This window comes from Caballeronia sp. BCC1704 (assembly GCF_902833455.1).
In the GTDB taxonomy this organism is placed as follows: Bacteria; Pseudomonadota; Gammaproteobacteria; order Burkholderiales; family Burkholderiaceae; genus Caballeronia.
This window is the reverse complement of record NZ_CADFFT010000004.1, coordinates 424,234-443,973: the sequence shown is the minus strand read 5'-3', so window position 1 is coordinate 443,973 and position 19,740 is coordinate 424,234. Positions and strand designations below refer to the sequence as shown.

Sequence of the window (19,740 nt, the reverse complement as noted above, 5' to 3'; positions counted from 1 at the left end):
CGCGGGTCAGCGCGGAACCGGCATCATCGGCTTAGCTTAAAAAACGTACACAAGGCCAATCGGGAAATGAGTGCCTCGCTGTTTCCTTTCCTCGTGCATTCGCCGTGGACAGCAGCTGTATGGGTCGCGGCTGCGTCGCTCGGAGTCTGCGCGTTGATTCTGTTTGCGCTGCTGCGCACCGGTCTCGCGTGGCGGCTCGCCACCGATATCCCGAACGATCGTTCGCTGCACACTCGCCCGACGCCGCGTGTCGGCGGCTGGGGCATCGTGCCGGTCGCCGTCATCGCAATGCTGTTGCTCACGCCGTCGATGTGGCTCGCCGCCGTGCTTGCCGCGGCGCTCGCCGCCGTGTCACAGATCGACGACCGCCGCGGCCTGCCTGCGCGCGTGCGGTTCGGGGCGCATGTCGCCGCCGTCGCATTGTTGATCGGGCTGTACCCGGCTCCGGTGCCGGGGTGGGCGCTCGTCGCGGTCGGCTTCCTGATGGTCTGGCTCGTCAATCTTTACAACTTCATGGACGGTTCGGACGGGCTCGCGGGCGGCATGGCGCTCATCGGCTTCGGCGGCTACGCGGTCGCGGCGCTGTCCGGGCCCGTGCCGCAGATCGATCTGGGTATCGCCAGCGCGGCCATCGCGGGCGCGGCGGCGGGATTTCTGCTTTTCAATTTCCATCCGGCACGAATATTTCTAGGCGATTCAGGGTCGATTCCTCTAGGATTCTTCGCAGGCGCACTCGGTTATTGGGGCTGGCTGAAGGGCACGTGGCCGGTCTGGTTCCCGGCGCTCGTGTTTGCGCCGTTCATCGGCGATGCATCGGTCACGCTGCTGCGGCGCCTCGCGCGAGGCGAGCAGTTCTGGCAGGCGCATCGCGAGCATTACTATCAGCGCATGGTGCGGCTCGGCGTCGGTCACGCCCGCACCGCGCTCGCGTGGTACGCGCTGATGCTGGCGGGCGTCGTTCTCGCCAACCGCGCGCTCGCGTTTGCGCCGGTGGCGCAGTGGGTCGCCGTCGCGGGCTGGGCTATCGTTCTGGTGGTGGCGGGACTCGCAGTCGATACATGCTGGCGGCGCCAAGCGGCGCTTGCCTCCGAACACTCTCGAGGTAGTCGCGGATGATTCGATTCAAAGCTTCATGGCTTTCCGCAGGCGCCTTTACGTTCGACCTGTGCGCGGTCGCGGGCACCTGGCTTGCCGCTTATCTGATCCGCTTCAACGGCACCGTGCCGCATGACTTCCGGCACGGCGCGCTCGTCGCGCTCACGTGGGTGCTGCCCGTGTACGGCGTCATGTTCCGCGTCTTCGGGCTGTATCGCGGCATGTGGGTGTTCGCGAGCCTGCCTGATCTCATGCGGATTTCGAAGTCGGTGGTGGTCGGCGCGCTCGTCGTGATGATCGGCGCGGTGATGGCCCAGCCCACGCCCGTCATTCCGCGCTCCGTGCTGATCGTCGCGCCGCTGCTGCTGTTTCTGGCGATGGGCGGCGCGCGGGCGCTGTATCGCGCGGGCAAGGAGTTCTATTTGTATGGCGGGCTTGTCGGGCAAGGCAAGCCGGTGATCGTGCTGGGCGCGGGCACCGCCGGCGCGATGCTGGCGCGCGAACTCGCGCGGTCGTCGGAATGGCGTCTCGTCGGCCTGCTCGACGACGATCCCGCCAAGCAAGGCCGCGAAGTGCTCGGCCACAAGGTGCTCGGCTCCTTCAGCGACTTGTCGAAGGTCGCGGAGCAGTACAAGACCGACTACGCGATCATCGCGATTCCGTCTTCGTCCGTCGACGAGCAGCGGCGCGTCGCGACGCTTTGCGTGCGCGCGGGCGTCAAGGTGATGGTGCTGCCCGCGCTCAATCAGTTGACGCAAGGCGAGGGCGGTTTCCTCTCACGCGTGCGCCAGATCGACCTCGAAGATTTGCTCGGCCGCGAGCCGGTGAAGATCGACATGCCGCACGTCGAACAACTGCTGCACGGGCGCGTCGTGATGGTGACGGGCGCGGGCGGTTCCATCGGTTCGGAGCTATGCCGGCAGATTCTGCGTTTCTCGCCAGCGCAACTCGTTGCGTATGACCTGAGCGAATACGCGATGTATCGCCTGATCGAAGAGTTGCACGAGAAGTTTCCTGACTTCTCCGTGGTGCCGGTGGTCGGCGACGCAAAAGACTCGCTGCTGCTCGATCAGACGATGGCGCGCTTCACGCCGCATATCGTGTTTCATGCGGCGGCCTACAAGCACGTGCCGCTAATGGAAGAGCAGAACGCGTGGCAGGCCGTGCGCAATAACGTGCTCGGCACGTTACGCGTCGCGCGCTCGGCGATCCGCCATGACGTGCGGCATTTCGTGCTCATTTCCACCGACAAGGCCGTCAATCCGACCAACGTGATGGGCGCGAGCAAGCGCCTCGCCGAGATGACGTGTCAGGCGTTGCAGCAAACCGCGCCGCGCACGCAGTTCGAGACCGTGCGCTTCGGCAATGTGCTGGGCAGCGCGGGCAGCGTGATCCCGAAGTTCCAGCAGCAGATCGCGAAGGGCGGCCCGGTGACGGTCACGCATCCGGAAATAACGCGCTTCTTCATGACGATTCCCGAAGCCGCGCAGCTCGTGTTGCAGGCATCGAGCATGGGGCGCGGCGGCGAAATCTTCATTCTCGACATGGGGCAGCCGGTGCGCATCGTCGATCTCGCGCGCGACCTGATTCGCCTCTATGGCTACAGCGAGGAGCAGATTCGCATCGTGTTCACGGGCTTGCGTCCGGGCGAAAAGCTCTACGAAGAACTGCTCGCCGACGACGAAACCACCACGCGCACGCCGCATCCGAAACTGCGCATCGCGCAGGCGCGGGGCGTGCCGGACGGGTTCATCGACGAACTGTTGCCGTGGCTCATGCAGCACCGCGTGCTGTCGGACGACGAAGTGCGCCGCGATCTGCGCAGATGGGTGCCGGAGTATCAGACCGCCGCCGCGCCGGTGCTGCAAAGCGTGCAGGTGACGAAGGCCAAGGCGGCCAACTGATCGTTCGACGCTAGGACCGCTAGCACCGCTAGGATCGCGCCTCGCTCTCCTGAAACGCCGGCAAGCGCGCGTACAGTTCTGCGACCCAGTCGATGAACACGCGCACGCGCCGCGGCTGATGCCGGTTCGCCGCGTACAGCACCGACACGACGCGCGGTTGCGCCGGATAGTCCGCGAGCACGCGGCGCAACGCGCCGCTTTTCAGATGCGGATCGAGCGTATAGCTCGAACTCTGGATCAGCCCGAGTCCCGATAGACCACACGCGATATATGAATCGGCGTCGTTGACGGCGATCTTGTACTTGAGCGCGACGGCGCGCGTTTCGCCGTCCACGAGAAATTCCCAGTTGCGCACGCGTCCGGACTTGTTGAGCACATAGCCCACGGCGAGGTGTCGGTCCAGGTCGTCGAGCGTCTGCGGCTCGCCGTATTGCTCGATATAAGCCGGCGACGCGCACGTGATCTGCGTATAAGCGCCGATGCGCTTCGCCACCAGTCCGACATCGCCGATCGCGCCTACGCGCACGACGCAATCCACGGCTTCTTCGACCAGATCCACCTGCCGGTCCGTGAGCACCAGTTCGATGCCGATATCCGGGTACGCCGCGAAGAACTCCGGCAGCGCGGGAATGATGGTGTTCTTCGCCATCACTTGCGGCAGACTCACCTTGACGTTGCCCTTGGGACTCAGCTTGGAGCGCGAGAGCGACGCCTCCATGTCGTCGACTTCGCCGAGCACGCGCACGCATCGCTCGTAATAGGCTTCGCCGTCTTCGGTGATGCTGATGCTGCGCGTCGTGCGATTGAGCAGGCGCGCGCCGAGATGCGCTTCGAGCGCCTGGAGCGTTCTCGACACGCTCGCGGGCGGCAGGCGAAGCGCGTCGGCGGCTTTCGAAAAGCTGCCCGCCTCGACCACGCGCGCGAACACTTTCATTGCAAGGAAGCGGTCCATCCCGAGATCCCGAATCGTGAATATGAGCCTGCGATCAACCGAGGATCATACTTGGGATCGTTTCCCGCGCGCGAAGAAGGGATGCTCGGGCGCCGCAGCCGCGTCAGAGGCCGAGCCCCTTGCACAGCCACCACGAGTAATGCTCGATCAGCCGCTGAAACGGCGCGTGATGTCCGTAAGCGATGGACGACACCGCGAGCAGGCCGACGCCCGCCACGACGGCGCGCGGCATCTTGCGCGGCTGCTCGAACACGCGCACGAGCAGCATGGTCGCGATGGCGGCGCCCAGCAGCCAGCCCACGACGACTTCACTCGGCGTATGCGCGTCCTGAATGATGCGGCTCGCGCCGATCAGCGCCGCGAGCCCGAGACCGCCCGCCGCGCCCAGCCGATACCACCAGCCACCGAGACTGCCCGCGAGTAGTCCGCCCGCCACCGTGTAGATGGAAGCGGCCAGCATGGTGTGCCCGCTGATCATGCGAAAGTTGACCGCGGACAACTCCAGCCCGCAGCCCGCATAGAGAATCTTCGAGAGTCCGACGAGGCCCATGCCGAGGCCGAGCAACACGGCCCAGCGCACGGCAAGGCGCATGTCCACCGAGCGCAGCCAGAGCGCGCAGACCAACGCGAGCGGCAGTAAAAGCGCCGCATCCCCGAGATTCGAAAAAATCCACAGTACCCGTTCTTGCATACGTATCCGTTCTAGGTATCCGTCGATGTGACGATATTGTTATGAACTGTCCGCCTGCTTTCTGCGGCCGGCGAGCCGATATTCGGTCGGCGAAATCGAAAGGCGCTTACGGAAAATCTTTGCGAGGCCGTCGCCGCTGCCCGCGCCGCAACGCCGCGCGATCTTGTCCACCGGCAAGTCCGTCGCGGCGAGCAGCATGCAGCTTGCATCCAGACGCGCGCGCAGCAAGTATTCCGACGGCGTGAGCCCGATCTGCGCCTTGAAGCGCCGCAGGAAATTGCGTTCGCTCATGGCCGCGACGCGCGCCGCATCCGTGATCGAGATCGGCTTCACGTAGTTCTCGCGAATCCAGCGCGCGGCAGCATCGATTTTCTGACGCACGCCGACGCTGTCGGTGTCGTCGAGCACCATGGCGAGCTTCTGCCACGCGCCGGGAATAGACCGCTCCGACACTTCGCGCGCGACCGCCGCGCCGTAATCGCGCTTGACCATCGAGAGCGCCGCGGCGATCGGGCCTTTCGGATCGTCGAGCGTGAGCGTCTGCTCGGCGATGCACAGCGCATTCGATAACGCCGGCGACAGCGCCGACGACAACGCCTGCGCGCCCGGCTCTTCGTTGAAATCAAGAGACCGGTTCTGCAGCGTCAAGTTCGCCGCCGCGAGAATATGCGCGCCTTCGCCGATGGCCTTGATGAACGGGATCTTCGGCGCGACGCGGCCCAACTGCTTTCTGAGGAGCGCGTCCTGCCGAGCCAGCCGCGCGCCCGCGCCGCCTGCGATGAAAAGCGCATCGCAGTCGTTCATCCAGCGCGCTTCGATGCTTTCGGTCCAGATGCGCATCGAGCAGCTGCTTGCGATGCTGCCCCCCACGCTTGACACGAACTGCAGCGAATAGTTCGGCGTGCGCTGCGGGAAAGCGTGCGGCTCGCCACGTTCGACGCCGGCCGCGGGCAGGCGCACTTCATTCGCAAGCGAGAAGACCTCGGAGATGGAACTGACTTCGACGAGCGAGAAGTCCTCGAAGATCAGAATGCCGATCCGCTTTGCCGTGTCGGCGGACGGCGCATGACGTTCGGGCGAGCGCACCGCTTCGAGCCTGCCCGTACCACTGGCGTACATCATCGACTTTCTCCCTTTTTCCCTTTCATCCCCTTTGTTCGCGAAAGAACGTCGAAAGCGGGAAAAGTAAGCACACATGCGACGCACTATACGCGGCAGCGAACAGTCGCCGCGCCGCCAGTCTGAAAATGACGATGTGTTGGCAGATGATTTCGATATCGGGCGAATAAGCTGATGCCACTCGTGTCGTCTGATGAAATCGGGCGATTGCGACTCTACGAAGAGGCGGCCGCATGCTCACACGGCGGCGCGCTGCCTCGTACAACAATTCAATAAGGTGAGCCGATGCTAAAAGTGCGCAAGGCGGTATTTCCGGTGGCGGGCCTCGGCACGCGATTCCTTCCTGCAACGAAGGCGAGCCCGAAGGAAATGCTTCCGGTGGTGGACAAGCCACTGATTCAATACGCGGTCGAAGAGGCAATGGCCGCGGGTATAACCGAGATGATCTTCGTGACCGGGCGCAGCAAGCGCGCGATCGAAGATCACTTCGACAAGTCGTACGAAATCGAAGCCGAGCTCGAAGCGCGCGGCAAGGAAAAGCTGCTCGAACTCGTGCGCGGCATTCTGCCGAGCCATGTGACCTGCATGTACGTGCGTCAGGCCGAAGCGCTCGGTCTGGGTCACGCGGTGCTGTGCGCGGAGAAGCTCGTCGGCGACGAGCCCTTCGCCGTGGTGCTGGCGGACGACCTGCTCGACGGCCAGCCGCCCGTGCTCGCGCAGATGGTCGAGGTGTTCGACCACTATCATTCGTCGGTGATCGGCGTCGAGGAGATCGACCGCAAGGATTCGCGCTCGTACGGCGTGATCGAAGGCAAGCCGTGGGACGACGGCCTCTTCAAGCTCTCGCGCGTGGTCGAAAAGCCGGACCCGGAAGTCGCGCCGTCGAACTTCGGCGTGGTCGGCCGCTATGTGCTGATGCCGCGCATCTTCGAATTCCTGCGTTCGCAGAAGCCCGGCGCAGGCGGCGAAATTCAGTTGACCGATGGAATCGAGACGCTGCTTTCGCAAGAGCAAGTGCTGGCGTACCGGTATCGCGGCAAGCGCTTCGATTGCGGCAGCAAGCTCGGCTATCTGAAGGCGACGGTCGAATTCGCGCTGCGTCATCCCGAAGTGCGCGACGAATTCTTGGAGTACCTGCGCTCGCAGTTTGCGCCGGCGCCGGTTCCGGTGATCGAGCCGCTCGAGATTGAATCCGGTGATGCCGAAGACGAACTTCCGGTCGATGCCTAAGCCGTGTTGAATACGCTTCGAGGCGCTGATCGCGCCTCGAAGCGGTTATGCAGTCACCTCGCAGTTACCCCACGCAGTTACCGAAAATACGCCTTCGTGTTGTCATGCACGTCATCGCGTGCCAGCAGTTCATCCGCGAGTAGCCACTCGTAGCCGCTATGCTGATCGAACCGTCCGATCGGCACCGAACCACTCAAGCTCATTGCGTAAGCCAGCACGATGTAATGCGTGCCGAACCCGGGCGTGCCCGCGAAATTGTCGTCGTAGCGATGCTCGAAGACGCCATAGAACCGCGCGGACGATCGCTCCGCGCTCGCCACACCCAGCTCGTTATGCACGATGCGCCTGAAGGCCGCATCGAGCGATTCGTCCTTCGCGATCCGTCCGCCCGGAACGAACCACGTATCCTGCGCGGGCCGGTTACGCCGCTGCCCCACGAGCACGCGCCGGTTGCCGTCCGTCACGATCAGATCGATCGAAACGAGCGGCGCGAGCCGTACCACCGTCATGAAATCCGCTTCGCTCAACATCGCCATTGCGTTGGTCATTTGCTTTAATCGTTATGAATGTTGTTGCCGGTCCCCGCTGAACCGTGTCAGCCCGGCGCGAACAGTGTAGCGTGCGGGTGCATGCGGCAGGCCGCCGCAGCACTGGTATTAACCGACTAAAGATCGCTTAGTCGTGCCATCGACTTATTGGCCGACATAGCCCACTGGTTTCGTGACGTTCGCCCGCATGAGATCGGCGTTGGCGGAGACGACGTAGACCGGCGCTTCGGTCAGCTTGAGCGCCACGCGGCCGTCGCTATACGGCATCGTCGATGCGTTGCCCATCATGTCGAACACCGTCACCGTTCCCGACTTGCCCGGCGCATCGACGGCGAGACTGTAGTCGACCGCACGCGTCGCGTCGAAGCCGTTCGCGCCGGGCCACGAGGCGTTGCTGTGCGTCCAGAGCGCCGTGACCACCTTGCCGCCATTGTGCCGCTGGAACGCATACGCATACACGCCCTTGGGCGTGCCGTTGAGAAAGCCGAGCGTGGTCGTGCCGTCGATGATGCGCGTCATCGCGGCCACGGCCATGGCGGCCGGCTTCGGGCTGATGAGCTTCTGGCCGTAGCCGCCTTGCGCGTTGACGAGATCGAAGAACACGCCGTAGCCCACTTCGGGCGGATCGGCGGCATAGAAGACGAAGCTCACGTCCGCGCCTTCGCCGAGCAGCATCAGATGCGTGCGCGCGAGCACCGCGCCTTGCGCGTACAGCACGTTCCAGTTCGGCGTGTTCGGCCCGTACTTGCTGCCGATGTCGTAGCTCACGCCCGTTTCCGTGACGAAGAGCTTCGCGCCCGGCTTCACGACCTCGCTCATCGTGCGGCGCAGTTCGCGCATGGCGGCGGGCATCGCTTTGGCGGCGGTCGCCGGGTTCGCTTCGAAGCGTTCCGGCGGATGCGACGGCGACGTGCCCACGTCGTAATAGCCATGCGCGCTCACGCCATCCAGATACTTGCCGATGCCGAGCGGCGCAAGACGCCTCAGCCACGCCGCGTTCGACGCGAGATTGGAAAGCGTCAGGCCCATCACGACGGCGTTCGGATCGCCCGCGTGAATGGCTTCGTGCGTGGCCTTGTACATCGCGACGAGATTGGCGTCCGAGTCGCGCCACGGCAAGCCGCCTTCATAGTCCGGCTCCCACGTCACCTGATAGTAATTCTGTGTCTGTCGCGGAAACCAACGCTTGCGTACTGCATTGGATTCTTCCCCGACGCGCTTCATGTAGTCGCGGTAGGCATCGAGCGATGCGGGCGCGTAGCTGTGCGTGGTCGTCTTCGTCGGGCTCGCCCATGCGGGAATGCCGTCGAGCTGAATGAGGCGCAACAGATCGCCAGGCTTGAAGAAGGGCGCGAGATTGTCCTTGGATGCATCGAACGTGTTCGGCCCTTTCTCCTCCGTCATGTACCAGTTGCGGTTGTCGTTGACCCACGTGAGGCCGAGATCCGGATACAGCGGACGATAGCCGTCGCCCGAGCAGCATCCTTCGCCCGGCTTAAGATACGCCGCGCCCTGACCGCCGAAGCGATGCGCATCCGGATGCGCGAACGTCACGGCGGGCAGCGCCGACGACACGTCCGGCAACACGCCGAACGTGGCGATTCCAGCGGGCCGCGTGCCGCGCATCGGCAACGCCTGCTTGCCCGATTCGAGCGACGCGCTGACCGCGAAGTAGCCCGACGCGCGAGACCTGCACGTGAGCGTGACCGTCGCGGCTCTCGCATCGACGGCGAAGCGGCCGCTTGCCTTCACCGTGTTCCATGCGTCGCGGATCTGCCAGTTCACGGTGTCGTCGGATGGGGCGCGCGTGGTGATCGCAATGCGCAGCGGCGCATCGAGCGGGAACATGCGAGTGCCGTCGCTGCCGGGCGTGTCGGCTTCGATGATGGCGGCATTCGCGCTCGTGGCGGCGGCCGCGCTGCCCGGCGATGAAGGCGCCTCGCAGCGGAACGCGGGCGTGTCGGACGCGGTGCGTTGCACGGCGACGGCGGGCAGCTCGCGCGGCAGGGCTTCGTCGGAGCTCGCCTTGTCGCAGCCGGTGATGGTCAGAAGGGCGGCGCTCGCAATCGACAGGCGACGCATACGTGGGTATCGGGTCATGGTACGAACGTTCGGGTAGTGAGCGCGGTGAACGCGATGTCGCCCAACGATGGCGTCCGAGACCATGCGCGACCGTGCGCACACGCACGCGCGGATGGCCTTCGTCGGATGAAAGCGTCACGAGCGAAGCACGCATGTTTGATTGAACGCTCATCGACATATCAGAACTGAAACAGCGTGCGCCGCGAGGTCGTTACTACGGCTGGCGAAAACGTCGGAAAACATGACCGATGAATTCTTAGTTGATGCGCGGGCTTCAAATGCCTTTCAAAGCCGCCCCTATCCGTCGGACAAACTCGCTGCATTCAGCCGACGATTACTCGGCCGCCATGAACGTCGTTCTAAATCGTGTCCCGTGCGCCGCCGCAAGTAGCTAGCAATTGGCGGAAATGGACGAGCCGCGAGGCCCCGTCGGAGCGCTGCTTTGGGGCAACCAGCGTCGTTTGCGCCGCAGCAACGGACGGTAATAAAAAACGGCGGATTATGTCGTTTAATAATTAATCCGCCGATATTTTAACGAGTGATCGCTTTCTGTTTTCGGTGGCATTATAAAAAGGCGGTGAAGTTAATCGAGCATCTGGATAGGCACTAAATGTCTTTCGCGCAAATTGTTATCAGAACGGACTGCGCTCGCCGCGCATGAACCCGGAATTGCCGATTCGCGCTGTACATTGACGGCCCGCTGCTACGATCGATGTTTCACGGATGAATCAGTTTCTCCCGCCGGGAGACCTTGCAGAATGAGCGTCAAACCCGCTCAGGGCCGTCCGGCGAGGGTTTGCGGCCGGGTCGGTGTTCCATCGCACAGAACGCTATTTACACCGCATCAAAGATTCGTGTAACCGTTTGTATGATGAATCGGAAATTCTTTTCCGATACGCTTTGATAAGCGCGGTCATCTGGATTCGAACGGGGTTATCAATGTGCGCTCACCCTCATAACCAGACAGGTTTTGTGGTTCAGGCGCGAAAATCAGCCCACAAATAATCTGTGTCTGCTTATTATTCACACCAGCGGACCGATTCCGCCAACGTCTCGTTCCCATCGGTCACGGCAACCCGGCGAAGTTCGGGAAACGCCTTGATGCAACGCAATGGCCGAGTAACTCTTCCGCACCCTGGAAACAAAGCTGCAGAGGATGACCATGCCTTACGCCACACTCGAACCCGCTGTGATGGGTTGGACGCCTCCCTCGACGCGACCGTCGCAGGTCGAGGTCAAACGCATCGCGATTTTGCTGTTCGACGGATTCTCGCTTTTGGGCGCGGGAATCGTCGCTGAAGTGTTTCACATGGCCAACGAACTGTCGTCGTTGAAGACGCGCGCCGAATGCACCTATGACGTGCGATTCCTGTCCGTCGAAGGCGGCAACGTGGCGTGCGCGTCATCGGTGCGCGTCTGGACCGACGGACTGGACGCGCGCCACTACGGCGGCTTCGACGCGCTCTTCGTCGCGGGTGGCCGCGGGGCCGAGGAAGCGGCGAAGGACGAGCGCATCGTCGAATGGGTGCGCCGCATGAATTCGAAGACCACGGTCGTGAAGGCGATCTCCGAAGGCCGCAAGGTGCTCGAAGCAGCGGGCATCGGCGGCGCGGGCGACGCTCAGGCGCGCTACGGCAACGCGATGATCCAGCTGCGCGACGACGCCTCCGCCGACGGCGGCGACCGCTACGAGTCGATGAAGGGCGCGCTCATGCTCGTGAAGCGCGATCTCGGCCTCGACGTATCGCGCAGTGTCGCCGAACGCCTGATGCCGGGCTCGGCTGCGAAGCTCGTGTCGATTCTCGGCGACAGCGGCGCGGCATCCGCGGGCGACAAGATTCGCGCGGCGGCGCGCTGGCTTCAGGACAACTGCGAGCGGCCCATTTCCGTGGTCGATGCCGCGCAGGTCGCCGCGATGAGCGAGCGCAACTTCCTGCGCCGCTTCAAGATCGAGATGGGAATCACGCCATCGGACTATTTGCTTCAGGCACGCCTCGCCGTCACCTGCGCGCTGCTCACCGACTCGGAACTGCCGGTGGACAAGATCGCGCGGCGCAGCGGCATGGGCAACGGCGACCGGCTCGCCAAGATTTTCCGCAAGCGTCTTTTGATCTCGCCCACCGAATACCGGATGCAGAGCCGGCGCGAAGCCAACGGCTAAAGCGCGGCACGGCATGGCAGGAGACAGAAGGTCGAAGGTACAAGAATGCGCGCCGCCTTGTGTGTGATAGCGGACAGGGGTGGCGCAAAGCGTCGAACATTTGGCCGGACCATCTTGGTCCGCGGGCCAATCATTCTCGGGCGGCCAGTGGCAGACAGCGCCGCGCACACGAACATGCAGGCAGGAGTCCTACGATGAGTAATGAGGCACGCACGGAAGGTGAGGTGATGGTAGGTAGGAGCGGTGAGGAGGCAGGCTCGGTCATGACGGCCGAGCCTTGCCGCCGGATCGTGCCGGTCATTCTCGCCGGCGGCTCGGGCACGCGCCTGTGGCCGATGTCCCGTGAGCAGTTTCCGAAGCAGTTGATCGGCATTGTCGGCCGCGACTCGCTTCTGCAAGCGACCGTTTCGCGCATGAAAGGCTTCAACGGCGGCTTCGATGTCAGCGCCGAGCCGATCATCGTATGCGGCGAAGAGCATCGCTTCACGACGGAAGAGCAGACGCGCGAAAGCGGCGTGACGGCGCAGATCATCGTCGAGCCCGCGCGCCGCGATACGGCGCCCGCGCTCACGCTGGCCGCGCTCGCCGCATGCAAGGACGGCCGCGACGCGATCATGGTGGCCATGCCCGCCGATCACTCCATCGCGGATATCCCCGCGCTGCATCGCGCGATCGAGATCGCGGCGGGGTATGCAGAGCGCGGCATGATCGCGACGCTCGGCATTCCGCCGACGCGCCCCGATACCGGCTTCGGCTATATCCGTCTGGGCGATGCGCTCGAAGACGGCGCGCATCAGATCCAGCGTTTCGTCGAGAAGCCGGCCGCCGAAGTGGCCGCGCAATACGTCGCGGCGGGCACGTACTGGTGGAACAGCGGCATTTTCGTGGTGCGCGCGAGCGTGTGGCTGGCGGCGCTGCAAGCGCTCAACGCCGACATGCACGCGGCCTGCTGCGCGGCCCTGAGCGAAGGCAAGGCCGACGGCAAGTTCTTCCGTCCGAACGCGGGCGAGTTCGGCCGCGCGCCGTCCGATTCGATCGACTACGCAGTGATGGAGCACATCGGCACCGCGAACGCGCCGTTCGAAGGCGTGGTCGTGCCGCTCGTCGCGGGCTGGTCCGACCTCGGCTCGTGGGACGCCGTGTGGGACGCGATGGACAAGGACGATTCGGGCAACGTGGCGAGCGGCCGCGTGGTGTTCGAAGGCGCGACCTCCAGTTATGCGCGCTCGGAAGGCGGACGTCTCGTCGCTTGCGTGGGCACGACCAACATCATCGTCGTGGAAACGGATGACGCCGTGCTCGTCGCGGACCGTTCGCGCGTGCAGGACATCAAGGGCCTCGTCGCCCGCATCCGCGAGCAGCATGCGCCCGAAGCGGACACGCATCGCAAGGTGCGCCGCCCGTGGGGTTTCTACGATTCCATCGAGCATGGCGACCGCTTCCAGGTGAAGCGCATCGTCGTGGCGCCGGGCGCGCGCCTGTCGCTGCAGATGCATCACCATCGCGCGGAGCACTGGATCGTCGTGTGCGGCACGGCGCTCGTCACGCGCGGCGAAGAAGAGTTCCTGCTGAGCGAGAACGAATCCACGTTCATTCCGCTCGGCGTGCGGCATCGTCTGGAGAACCCGGGCAAGGTGCCGCTCGAAATCATCGAAGTGCAGTCGGGCAGCTATCTCGGCGAGGACGACATCGTGCGTTTCGACGACAAGTACGGCCGCAACTGAGTAGCGCTTCGGGGGCAGTGAGACAGCTTTCTTGCAACGGCAGGCAGCACACCAAGACCGGCATGCGAGGAGGAGACAAACGTAGTCCGTTAGCTAGTTGAATCGTTCGGGGAAGAGACATGCGCGATTTACAAGGGTTGCTCGCGCGCCTGTTCGACGTCGCCATGATCGTCGGCGGCGCGGCGGTGGCGTCGCAGATCAGGTTCGAGTACATAGAAGCACATGCGTATTCGGCAGCGTTCGTCGCGTTCGCGGCGGCGTTTTCGCTTGCGCTGTTTCCGGGCTTCGGCGTCTATGAATCATGGCGCGGCCGCAGCAAGGTGATGCTCGCCTGCCAGGTGTCGCTCGGCTGGCTGGTCGTGCAGGGTTGCGCGCTCGCGCTCATGTTCTCGCTGCATCGCCTCGACTACGTGTCGCGCCTCTGGTTCGCGTACTGGACGGCGGTGTCGGGCGGGCTCATGATCGCGGGGCGCCTCGCCATGCACGTCGTGCTGGCGCGCATGCGCAACGCGGGCATGAACCTGCATCAGGTGGCGATCGTGGGTTGCGGCAGGCATTGCAACTCCATCGTGAAGAAGCTGGACCGCGCGAAGAACTCCGGTTTCCGCGCGAGCGCCGCGCTGAACGTGGCGCCGGAAGCGGGCCGCCTCAACACGCGCGTTCCGGTGTACGAAGACCACGACGCGTTCGTGAACTTCGTGCGCACGCAGAACGTGCATGAGGTCTGGCTCGCGTTGCCGCTGTCGGAGGAGCGCACCATCCTGCGCTTCGTGAACGAGTTCCGCGACGACCTCGTGAACGTGCGCTTCATTCCGGACGTGCGCAGTCTGGCGCTCTTCGAAGCGGGCGTGACCGATCTGCTCGGCGAAACGGCGATCAATCTCGTGGCTTCGCCGCTGTCGCAAAGCGCGCTGTTGCAAAAGGAAATCTTCGACCGTCTGTTCGCACTCCTTGCGATCATCGCCGTGTCGCCGTTGCTGATCGCCATCGCGATTGCGATCAAGCTCACGTCACGCGGGCCGGTGCTCTTCACGCAACGTCGCAAGGGCGCGGATGGCCGCGTCTTCAAGATCTACAAGTTCCGTTCCATGCGTGTGCATACGGAACAGGCCGGCGTGCTTCGCCAGGCCACGCGCAACGATCCGCGCGTGACCCGTGTGGGAGCATTTCTGCGCCGTACCAGCCTCGACGAGCTGCCGCAGTTCTTCAACGTTCTGCTCGGCGACATGTCGGTCGTGGGTCCGCGTCCGCACGCACTGGAACATGACGACCTGTATCAGAAGGTCGTGTCGGGGTATATCCATCGTTACCGGATCAAGCCGGGCATCACCGGCTGGGCCCAGGTCAACGGCTTTCGCGGGGAAACTGATCTGATTGAAAAAATGGAAGGACGCGTCGCTCACGATTTGTACTACCTCGGTAACTGGTCGTTCGGACTCGATATGAGAATCATCGCCGCTACGATCTTCAAGGGACTACGCCACACCAACGCATATTGATGCAGGGGACGACCATCATGCACAACCAACAACAACCGGGCACCACATCCATGGCCGCCAATACGAACGTGTCGGGCGTCTTCCGGCTCTCGAGCCTGGCAGCGGCCGCTTCACTCTGCGTCATCTTCGCGGGCTGCGCGCTCGCGCCGGGCATGCACATGGACAAGCCGGCGGCGCTCGCCGAAACGTCCAACGACCAGGGCGAAACGACCTCGGCCGTGAACATCCCGATCACGCCGATCGATCTTTCGCTCGTGCGCAAGCTGAAGGCCGCGCAGCCGACCAGCTCGGTCGATCCGAACGCGAGCCTCTACGGCAAGGCGCGTGCATACACGCTCGGGCCGGGTGACGTGCTGCAGATCACCGTGTGGGACCACCCGGAACTCGTGGCCGCAGTCGGCCAGCCGCCGCAGCAGACGCGTCCCGCCGATGCCGCGCCCGGCTTCGTGGTGGATGCCGACGGCAACCTGCAATTCCCGTACGTCAACCGCGCGATCCATGTCGCGGGCAAGACCGAATCGCAAGTGCAACGCGAGCTGTATAACGAGTTGTCCAAAGTATTCGTGAAGCCGCAGTTGACGGTGCGCGTCGCATCGTTCCGTGCGCAACAGGTCTACATCGACGGCGAAGTGCGCACGCCCGGCTCGCAGCAAATCAACGACATTCCGATGACGCTGACGGAAGCTATCGGCCGTGCGGGCGGTTTCGCACCAACGGCGGATCAAAGTCGTGTCACGCTTATCCGTGATGGTGTGACGTATCACATCAACATCGCCGGGATGACCGCGAAGGGCCGCAACCCGGCGGACATCCTGTTGAAGGGCGGCGATGCACTGCGCATCGACTCACGAGAAGACAACGGCGTGTACGTGATGGGCGAAGTGACGAAGCCGGCAACGGTGATCCCGATGCGCAACGGCAAGCTGACGCTCTCGGATGCGATCTCGCAGGCCGGCAGCTTCAACGCCGAGACGTCGGATCCGAAGGAGCTGTACGTGATTCGCAATGGCCAGACGGACAACCCCGAGGTGTACAAGCTCGATGCGCGTTCCCCGGTGTCCATGCTGCTCGCGAACAGCTTCGAGCTGCAGCCGAAGGACGTGGTCTATGTGGACAACAACGGGCTCGTCCGCTTCAGCCGTGTCCTGAACCTGCTGTTGCCGGCGATCAACGCCGGTCTGACGGCAGCCGTCATCACCAAGTAAAAGCAATAGCAATAGCAAGTCTTCGATTCTTGCAGTATGACCGGCGCGCAGGGGCGCGCCGGAGACCTTGTGCGACATTCAAAGAAATAAGCGAGCGAGACCATGGCCATGAACTTTGATGCACGCTACTCGGACGTCTCGACCGGCGACGAGTTGCGATTATCCGACTATCTGGCTGCCGTATTCGGCAACTGGAAACTCGTGACGGTCGTCATGCTCGCGGTGGTCGCGCTGGGGACGGCCTACGCATTCATCGCGCCGCCGACCTACAAAGCGGACGCCCTCATTCAGGTCGAAGAGACCAACGCGAACAACAACGCCAACGCGAACGTCAACGCGGTGCAAGCCGTGTCGCAGATGTTCGATGCGAAGTCCACCACCGCCGCGCAGATCGAACTGCTGCGCTCGCGCCTCGTCGTCGACGACACGGTGCGCCGCCTGCACCTCGACATCAGCGCCGCGCCGCATTCCATTCCGATGATCGGCGGCGCGATCGGCAGCGTGTTCTCGATGCTGAACGTGACGCCGCCCGCGGGCTATCTGTCGCGCTTCGCATGGGGCAACGAACAGATCAGCGTGCCGCTCTTCGACACGCCGAAGGAACTCTACGAGCAGAAGTTCACGCTGGTCGCAGGCGAAGACGGCACGTATGCGCTGAACGATCCGGAAGGCGTCGTGGTGCTTACGGGCAAGGTCGGCGAGGAAGCCACCGGCATGACCGCGCACGGCCCGGTGAAGCTGAAGGTGGACAAGCTGGTGGGCGCGCCTGGCGTGCACTTCGACCTGGAACGCTTCTCCACGCTCACGACCATCGACAACCTCCAGCAGCGTCTGACCGTGGCTGAAACGGCGCTGCAATCGGGCATCATCAGCGTGAGCCTCGAAGGGCGCAATCCGAAGGAAGCGGCGCAGATCGTCAACAACATCGCGAACCGCTACGTGCAGCAGGATGCCGACAAGCGTTCGGCCGAAGCGGAACACACGCTCGCGTTTCTCGATCAGCAACTGCCTGTCCTGAAGAAGCAGCTCGACGATGCCGAACAGCGCTACAACACGTTCCGCAATCACCAGGGCACGGTGGACCTGAGCGAGGAAAGCCGTCTGTTGCTGCAACAGATCGTCGATAACAAGACCAAGCTCACGGACCTGCAACAGCAACGCGCTGAACTGTCGCAACGCTTCACGCCGAACCATCCGTCGGTGCAGGCTCTGGATGCGCAGATCGCTTCGTTGTCCGGCGCGCAGACGCGTCTTGGCAAGAGCGTGTCGACGCTGCCCGATACCGAGCAAACGGCACTGCGTTATCTGCGCGATGTCCGCGTGAACACCGAGCTGTACACGAACCTGCTCAACAGCGCGCAACAGCTTCGCATCGCAAAGGCAGGGCAGATCGGCAACGTGCGCGTGGTGGACTACGCGCAGGCCGCCGACGATCCCGTCCGCCCGAAGCGCCTGCTCGTGATCCTGATCTCGGCTGGCGTGGGCCTCGTGCTCGGCGTGATCGTCGCGTTCATCCGCAAGTCGCTGTATGGCGGCGTGGAGCGTCCGGAAGAGATCGAAAAGCAACTGGGCGTGCGTGTGTTCGCCATCGTGCCGCGCAGCACGCAGCAACTGCGCCTGCAACGCAAGGTCGGCATGCGTCGCGAAGGTCTGCACGTTCTGGCCGCTCAGGCGCCGGAAGACGCAGCGGTGGAAGGCATTCGCGGCCTGCGTACGTCGCTGCAACTGCAAATGGCCGATGCGCGCAACAACGTGGTGATGCTCACGGGGTCGCGTCCGGAAGCGGGCAAGTCGTTCCTGTCGGTGAATCTCGCGACGCTCGTTGCATCCACGAGAAAGCGCGTGCTGTTGATCGATGGCGACATGCGTCGCGGCGACATCCACTCGCACTTCGGCGTGCGTCATTCGCCGGGTCTCTCGGATGTGCTGATGGGCGCAGACGTGTCGAGCGCGATCCTGCACGATGTGCTGCCGGGCGTGGACCTCATCACCAAGGGCTCGCTGCCGTCGCATCCGTCGGAACTGCTCGCCAGCGATCGCCTCGGCGAAGTGCTGGAGCAACTGAAGCAGATGTATGACCTCGTCGTCGTCGATACGCCGCCTGTGCTGGCTGTCACTGACGCGACGGTCATCGGCAAGCACGCGGGCACGAGCCTTCTCGTCGTGCGCCACGGCAAGAATCAGGTGCAGGAAATCGGCGAGACGATGAAGCGCCTGCATCACGGGGGCGTGAGCATGAAGGGCGTGTTGCTCACCGACGTTCCGCAATCGAAGATTTTGATGGGCAGCACCTACGCCGGCTACTACGGCTACGAGAGCATCGCCGAATAAGGCGAGCAGAAAACAGAAATAACAATGATGGCGCGTCGCCGCGCGCCAACTTCAGACCGCAGAATAAGAGGTTAAACATGGACCGCAAAGTTGCTTTGATCACGGGTATTACGGGGCAAGACGGGTCGTATCTTGCTGAACTGCTTCTCGAGAAGGGTTACGAAGTTCACGGCATCAAGCGCCGTAGCTCGCTCTTCAACACGGACCGCATCGATCATCTGTATCGCGATCCGCACGATCCGGACCAGCGTTTGTTCCTGCATCACGGCGACCTGACCGATTCGACGAGCCTCGTGCGCATCATCCAGCGCGTGATGCCCGACGAAATCTACAACCTGGCAGCGCAGTCGCACGTGGGCGTGTCGTTCGAAGAGCCGGAATACACCGCCAATGCCGACGGTCTGGGCGCACTGCGCATCCTCGAAGCAATCCGCATTCTCGGCCTCGAAAAGAAGACGCGCTTCTATCAGGCCTCGACGTCCGAGCTGTATGGTCTCGTGCAGGAAATCCCCCAGCGCGAAACCACGCCGTTCTATCCGCGCAGCCCGTATGCCGTGGCGAAGCTCTACGCTTACTGGATCACGGTGAACTACCGCGAAGCGTATGGCATGTACGCATGCAACGGCATTCTGTTCAACCACGAATCGCCGGTGCGCGGCGAGACGTTCGTGACGCGCAAGATCACGCGCGCCATTGCACGCATGGCCGTGGGCCTTCAAGAAGATCTGTACCTCGGCAATCTGTCCGCCATGCGCGACTGGGGCCATGCGCGCGACTACGTCGAAATGCAGTGGATGATGCTGCAACAGGAACAGGCCGAAGACTTCGTGATCGCCACGGGCGTGCAGTACAGCGTGCGCGAATTCGTGCAGCACGCGGCCGCCGAACTGGGCGTGCACGTTCGCTTCGAAGGCGAGGGCGTGAACGAAGTGGGTATCGTCGATCGTATCGATAACCGCGACACCAAGTTCAAGCCGGGCCAGGTGATCGTCAAGGTCGATCCGCGCTACTTCCGTCCGACCGAAGTCGAAACGCTGCTGGGCGACCCCACGAAGGCGCACGACAAGCTCGGCTGGAAGCCGTCGACTTCCTTCGAGTCCCTCGTGAAGGAGATGGTCCGCGCGGACTATCAGATCGCCCGTCGCGACGCGCTCGTGACGCTCGCCGGTTTCAAGGCTCTCGAACATCACGAGTAAGCC

General features: G+C 63.4%; 14 protein-coding genes. 9 read left to right on the top strand and 5 right to left on the bottom strand.

Going from position 1 to position 19,740, the window contains the following annotated elements:
* The first annotated feature begins 66 nt into the window (after window positions 1-66).
* Both HWX53_RS21805 and HWX53_RS21800 read left to right on the top strand, forming a co-directional pair.
* The gene (locus HWX53_RS21805; protein WP_175944744.1) at window positions 67-1,116 is read left to right on the top strand and encodes a glycosyltransferase family 4 protein; all 1,050 of its coding nucleotides are present in this window, start codon (window positions 67-69) and stop codon (window positions 1,114-1,116) included.
* Entirely contained in the window at window positions 1,113-2,999 is a 1,887-nt protein-coding gene (locus tag HWX53_RS21800) for a nucleoside-diphosphate sugar epimerase/dehydratase (protein ID WP_175944743.1), read from the top strand. The genes HWX53_RS21805 and HWX53_RS21800 overlap by 4 nt, the downstream gene beginning before the upstream one ends.
* 28 nt (window positions 3,000-3,027) lie before the next feature.
* On the opposite strand, the gene HWX53_RS21795 is transcribed toward HWX53_RS21800, so the two are convergent.
* The 3 genes from HWX53_RS21795 to HWX53_RS21785 all read right to left on the bottom strand — a co-directional run bounded on the left by HWX53_RS21795 (window position 3,028) and on the right by HWX53_RS21785 (window position 5,764).
* Window positions 3,028-3,951, bottom strand: coding sequence for a LysR family transcriptional regulator (locus HWX53_RS21795; protein WP_175944742.1), 924 nt, complete (start codon window positions 3,949-3,951; stop codon window positions 3,028-3,030).
* 103 nt (window positions 3,952-4,054) lie between these two features.
* The gene (locus HWX53_RS21790) at window positions 4,055-4,642 is read right to left on the bottom strand and encodes a phosphatase PAP2 family protein (RefSeq protein WP_175944741.1); all 588 of its coding nucleotides are present in this window, start codon (window positions 4,640-4,642) and stop codon (window positions 4,055-4,057) included.
* A 39-nt stretch (window positions 4,643-4,681) separates the two neighbouring features.
* The gene (locus HWX53_RS21785) at window positions 4,682-5,764 is read right to left on the bottom strand and encodes a helix-turn-helix domain-containing protein (RefSeq protein WP_175944739.1); all 1,083 of its coding nucleotides are present in this window, start codon (window positions 5,762-5,764) and stop codon (window positions 4,682-4,684) included.
* A gap of 282 nt (window positions 5,765-6,046) precedes the next feature.
* Between HWX53_RS21785 and galU the strand changes: the two genes are divergently transcribed.
* Window positions 6,047-6,991 (top strand): UTP--glucose-1-phosphate uridylyltransferase GalU, encoded by a 945-nt coding sequence (gene galU / locus HWX53_RS21780; protein WP_244140216.1) that lies wholly within the window; start codon window positions 6,047-6,049, stop codon window positions 6,989-6,991.
* Window positions 6,992-7,068: 77 nt separating this feature from the next.
* On the opposite strand, the gene HWX53_RS21775 is transcribed toward galU, so the two are convergent.
* Window positions 7,069-7,521 carry a GDP-mannose mannosyl hydrolase gene (locus tag HWX53_RS21775; protein WP_175945283.1) on the bottom strand — a complete coding sequence of 151 codons (453 nt, stop codon included), beginning with the start codon at window positions 7,519-7,521 and terminating at the stop codon, window positions 7,069-7,071.
* Window positions 7,522-7,683: 162 nt separating this feature from the next.
* Window positions 7,684-9,639: a hypothetical protein gene (locus HWX53_RS21770; RefSeq protein WP_244140215.1), complete on the bottom strand. Its 1,956-nt coding sequence runs from the start codon at window positions 9,637-9,639 to the stop codon at window positions 7,684-7,686.
* A 1,144-nt stretch (window positions 9,640-10,783) separates the two neighbouring features.
* Between HWX53_RS21770 and HWX53_RS21765 the strand changes: the two genes are divergently transcribed.
* The 6 genes from HWX53_RS21765 (at window position 10,784) to gmd (ending at window position 19,737) form a co-directional block, all read left to right on the top strand.
* Entirely contained in the window at window positions 10,784-11,782 is a 999-nt protein-coding gene (locus HWX53_RS21765; protein ID WP_175944737.1) for a helix-turn-helix domain-containing protein, read from the top strand.
* Window positions 11,783-12,009: 227 nt separating this feature from the next.
* Entirely contained in the window at window positions 12,010-13,506 is a 1,497-nt protein-coding gene (locus HWX53_RS21760) for a mannose-1-phosphate guanylyltransferase/mannose-6-phosphate isomerase (protein ID WP_175945279.1), read from the top strand.
* A 119-nt stretch (window positions 13,507-13,625) separates the two neighbouring features.
* A complete protein-coding gene (locus HWX53_RS21755) occupies window positions 13,626-15,005 on the top strand; it encodes an undecaprenyl-phosphate glucose phosphotransferase (RefSeq protein ID WP_175944735.1) in 1,380 nt (459 codons plus the stop codon).
* 50 nt (window positions 15,006-15,055) lie between these two features.
* The gene (locus tag HWX53_RS21750) at window positions 15,056-16,210 is read left to right on the top strand and encodes a polysaccharide biosynthesis/export family protein (RefSeq protein ID WP_175945277.1); all 1,155 of its coding nucleotides are present in this window, start codon (window positions 15,056-15,058) and stop codon (window positions 16,208-16,210) included.
* Between the two features lie 102 nt (window positions 16,211-16,312).
* Window positions 16,313-18,541: a polysaccharide biosynthesis tyrosine autokinase gene (locus tag HWX53_RS21745; protein WP_175944733.1), complete on the top strand. Its 2,229-nt coding sequence runs from the start codon at window positions 16,313-16,315 to the stop codon at window positions 18,539-18,541.
* Between the two features lie 77 nt (window positions 18,542-18,618).
* Window positions 18,619-19,737, top strand: coding sequence for a GDP-mannose 4,6-dehydratase (gmd, locus tag HWX53_RS21740; protein WP_175944732.1), 1,119 nt, complete (start codon window positions 18,619-18,621; stop codon window positions 19,735-19,737).
* The last annotated feature ends 3 nt before the right edge of the window (window positions 19,738-19,740 follow it).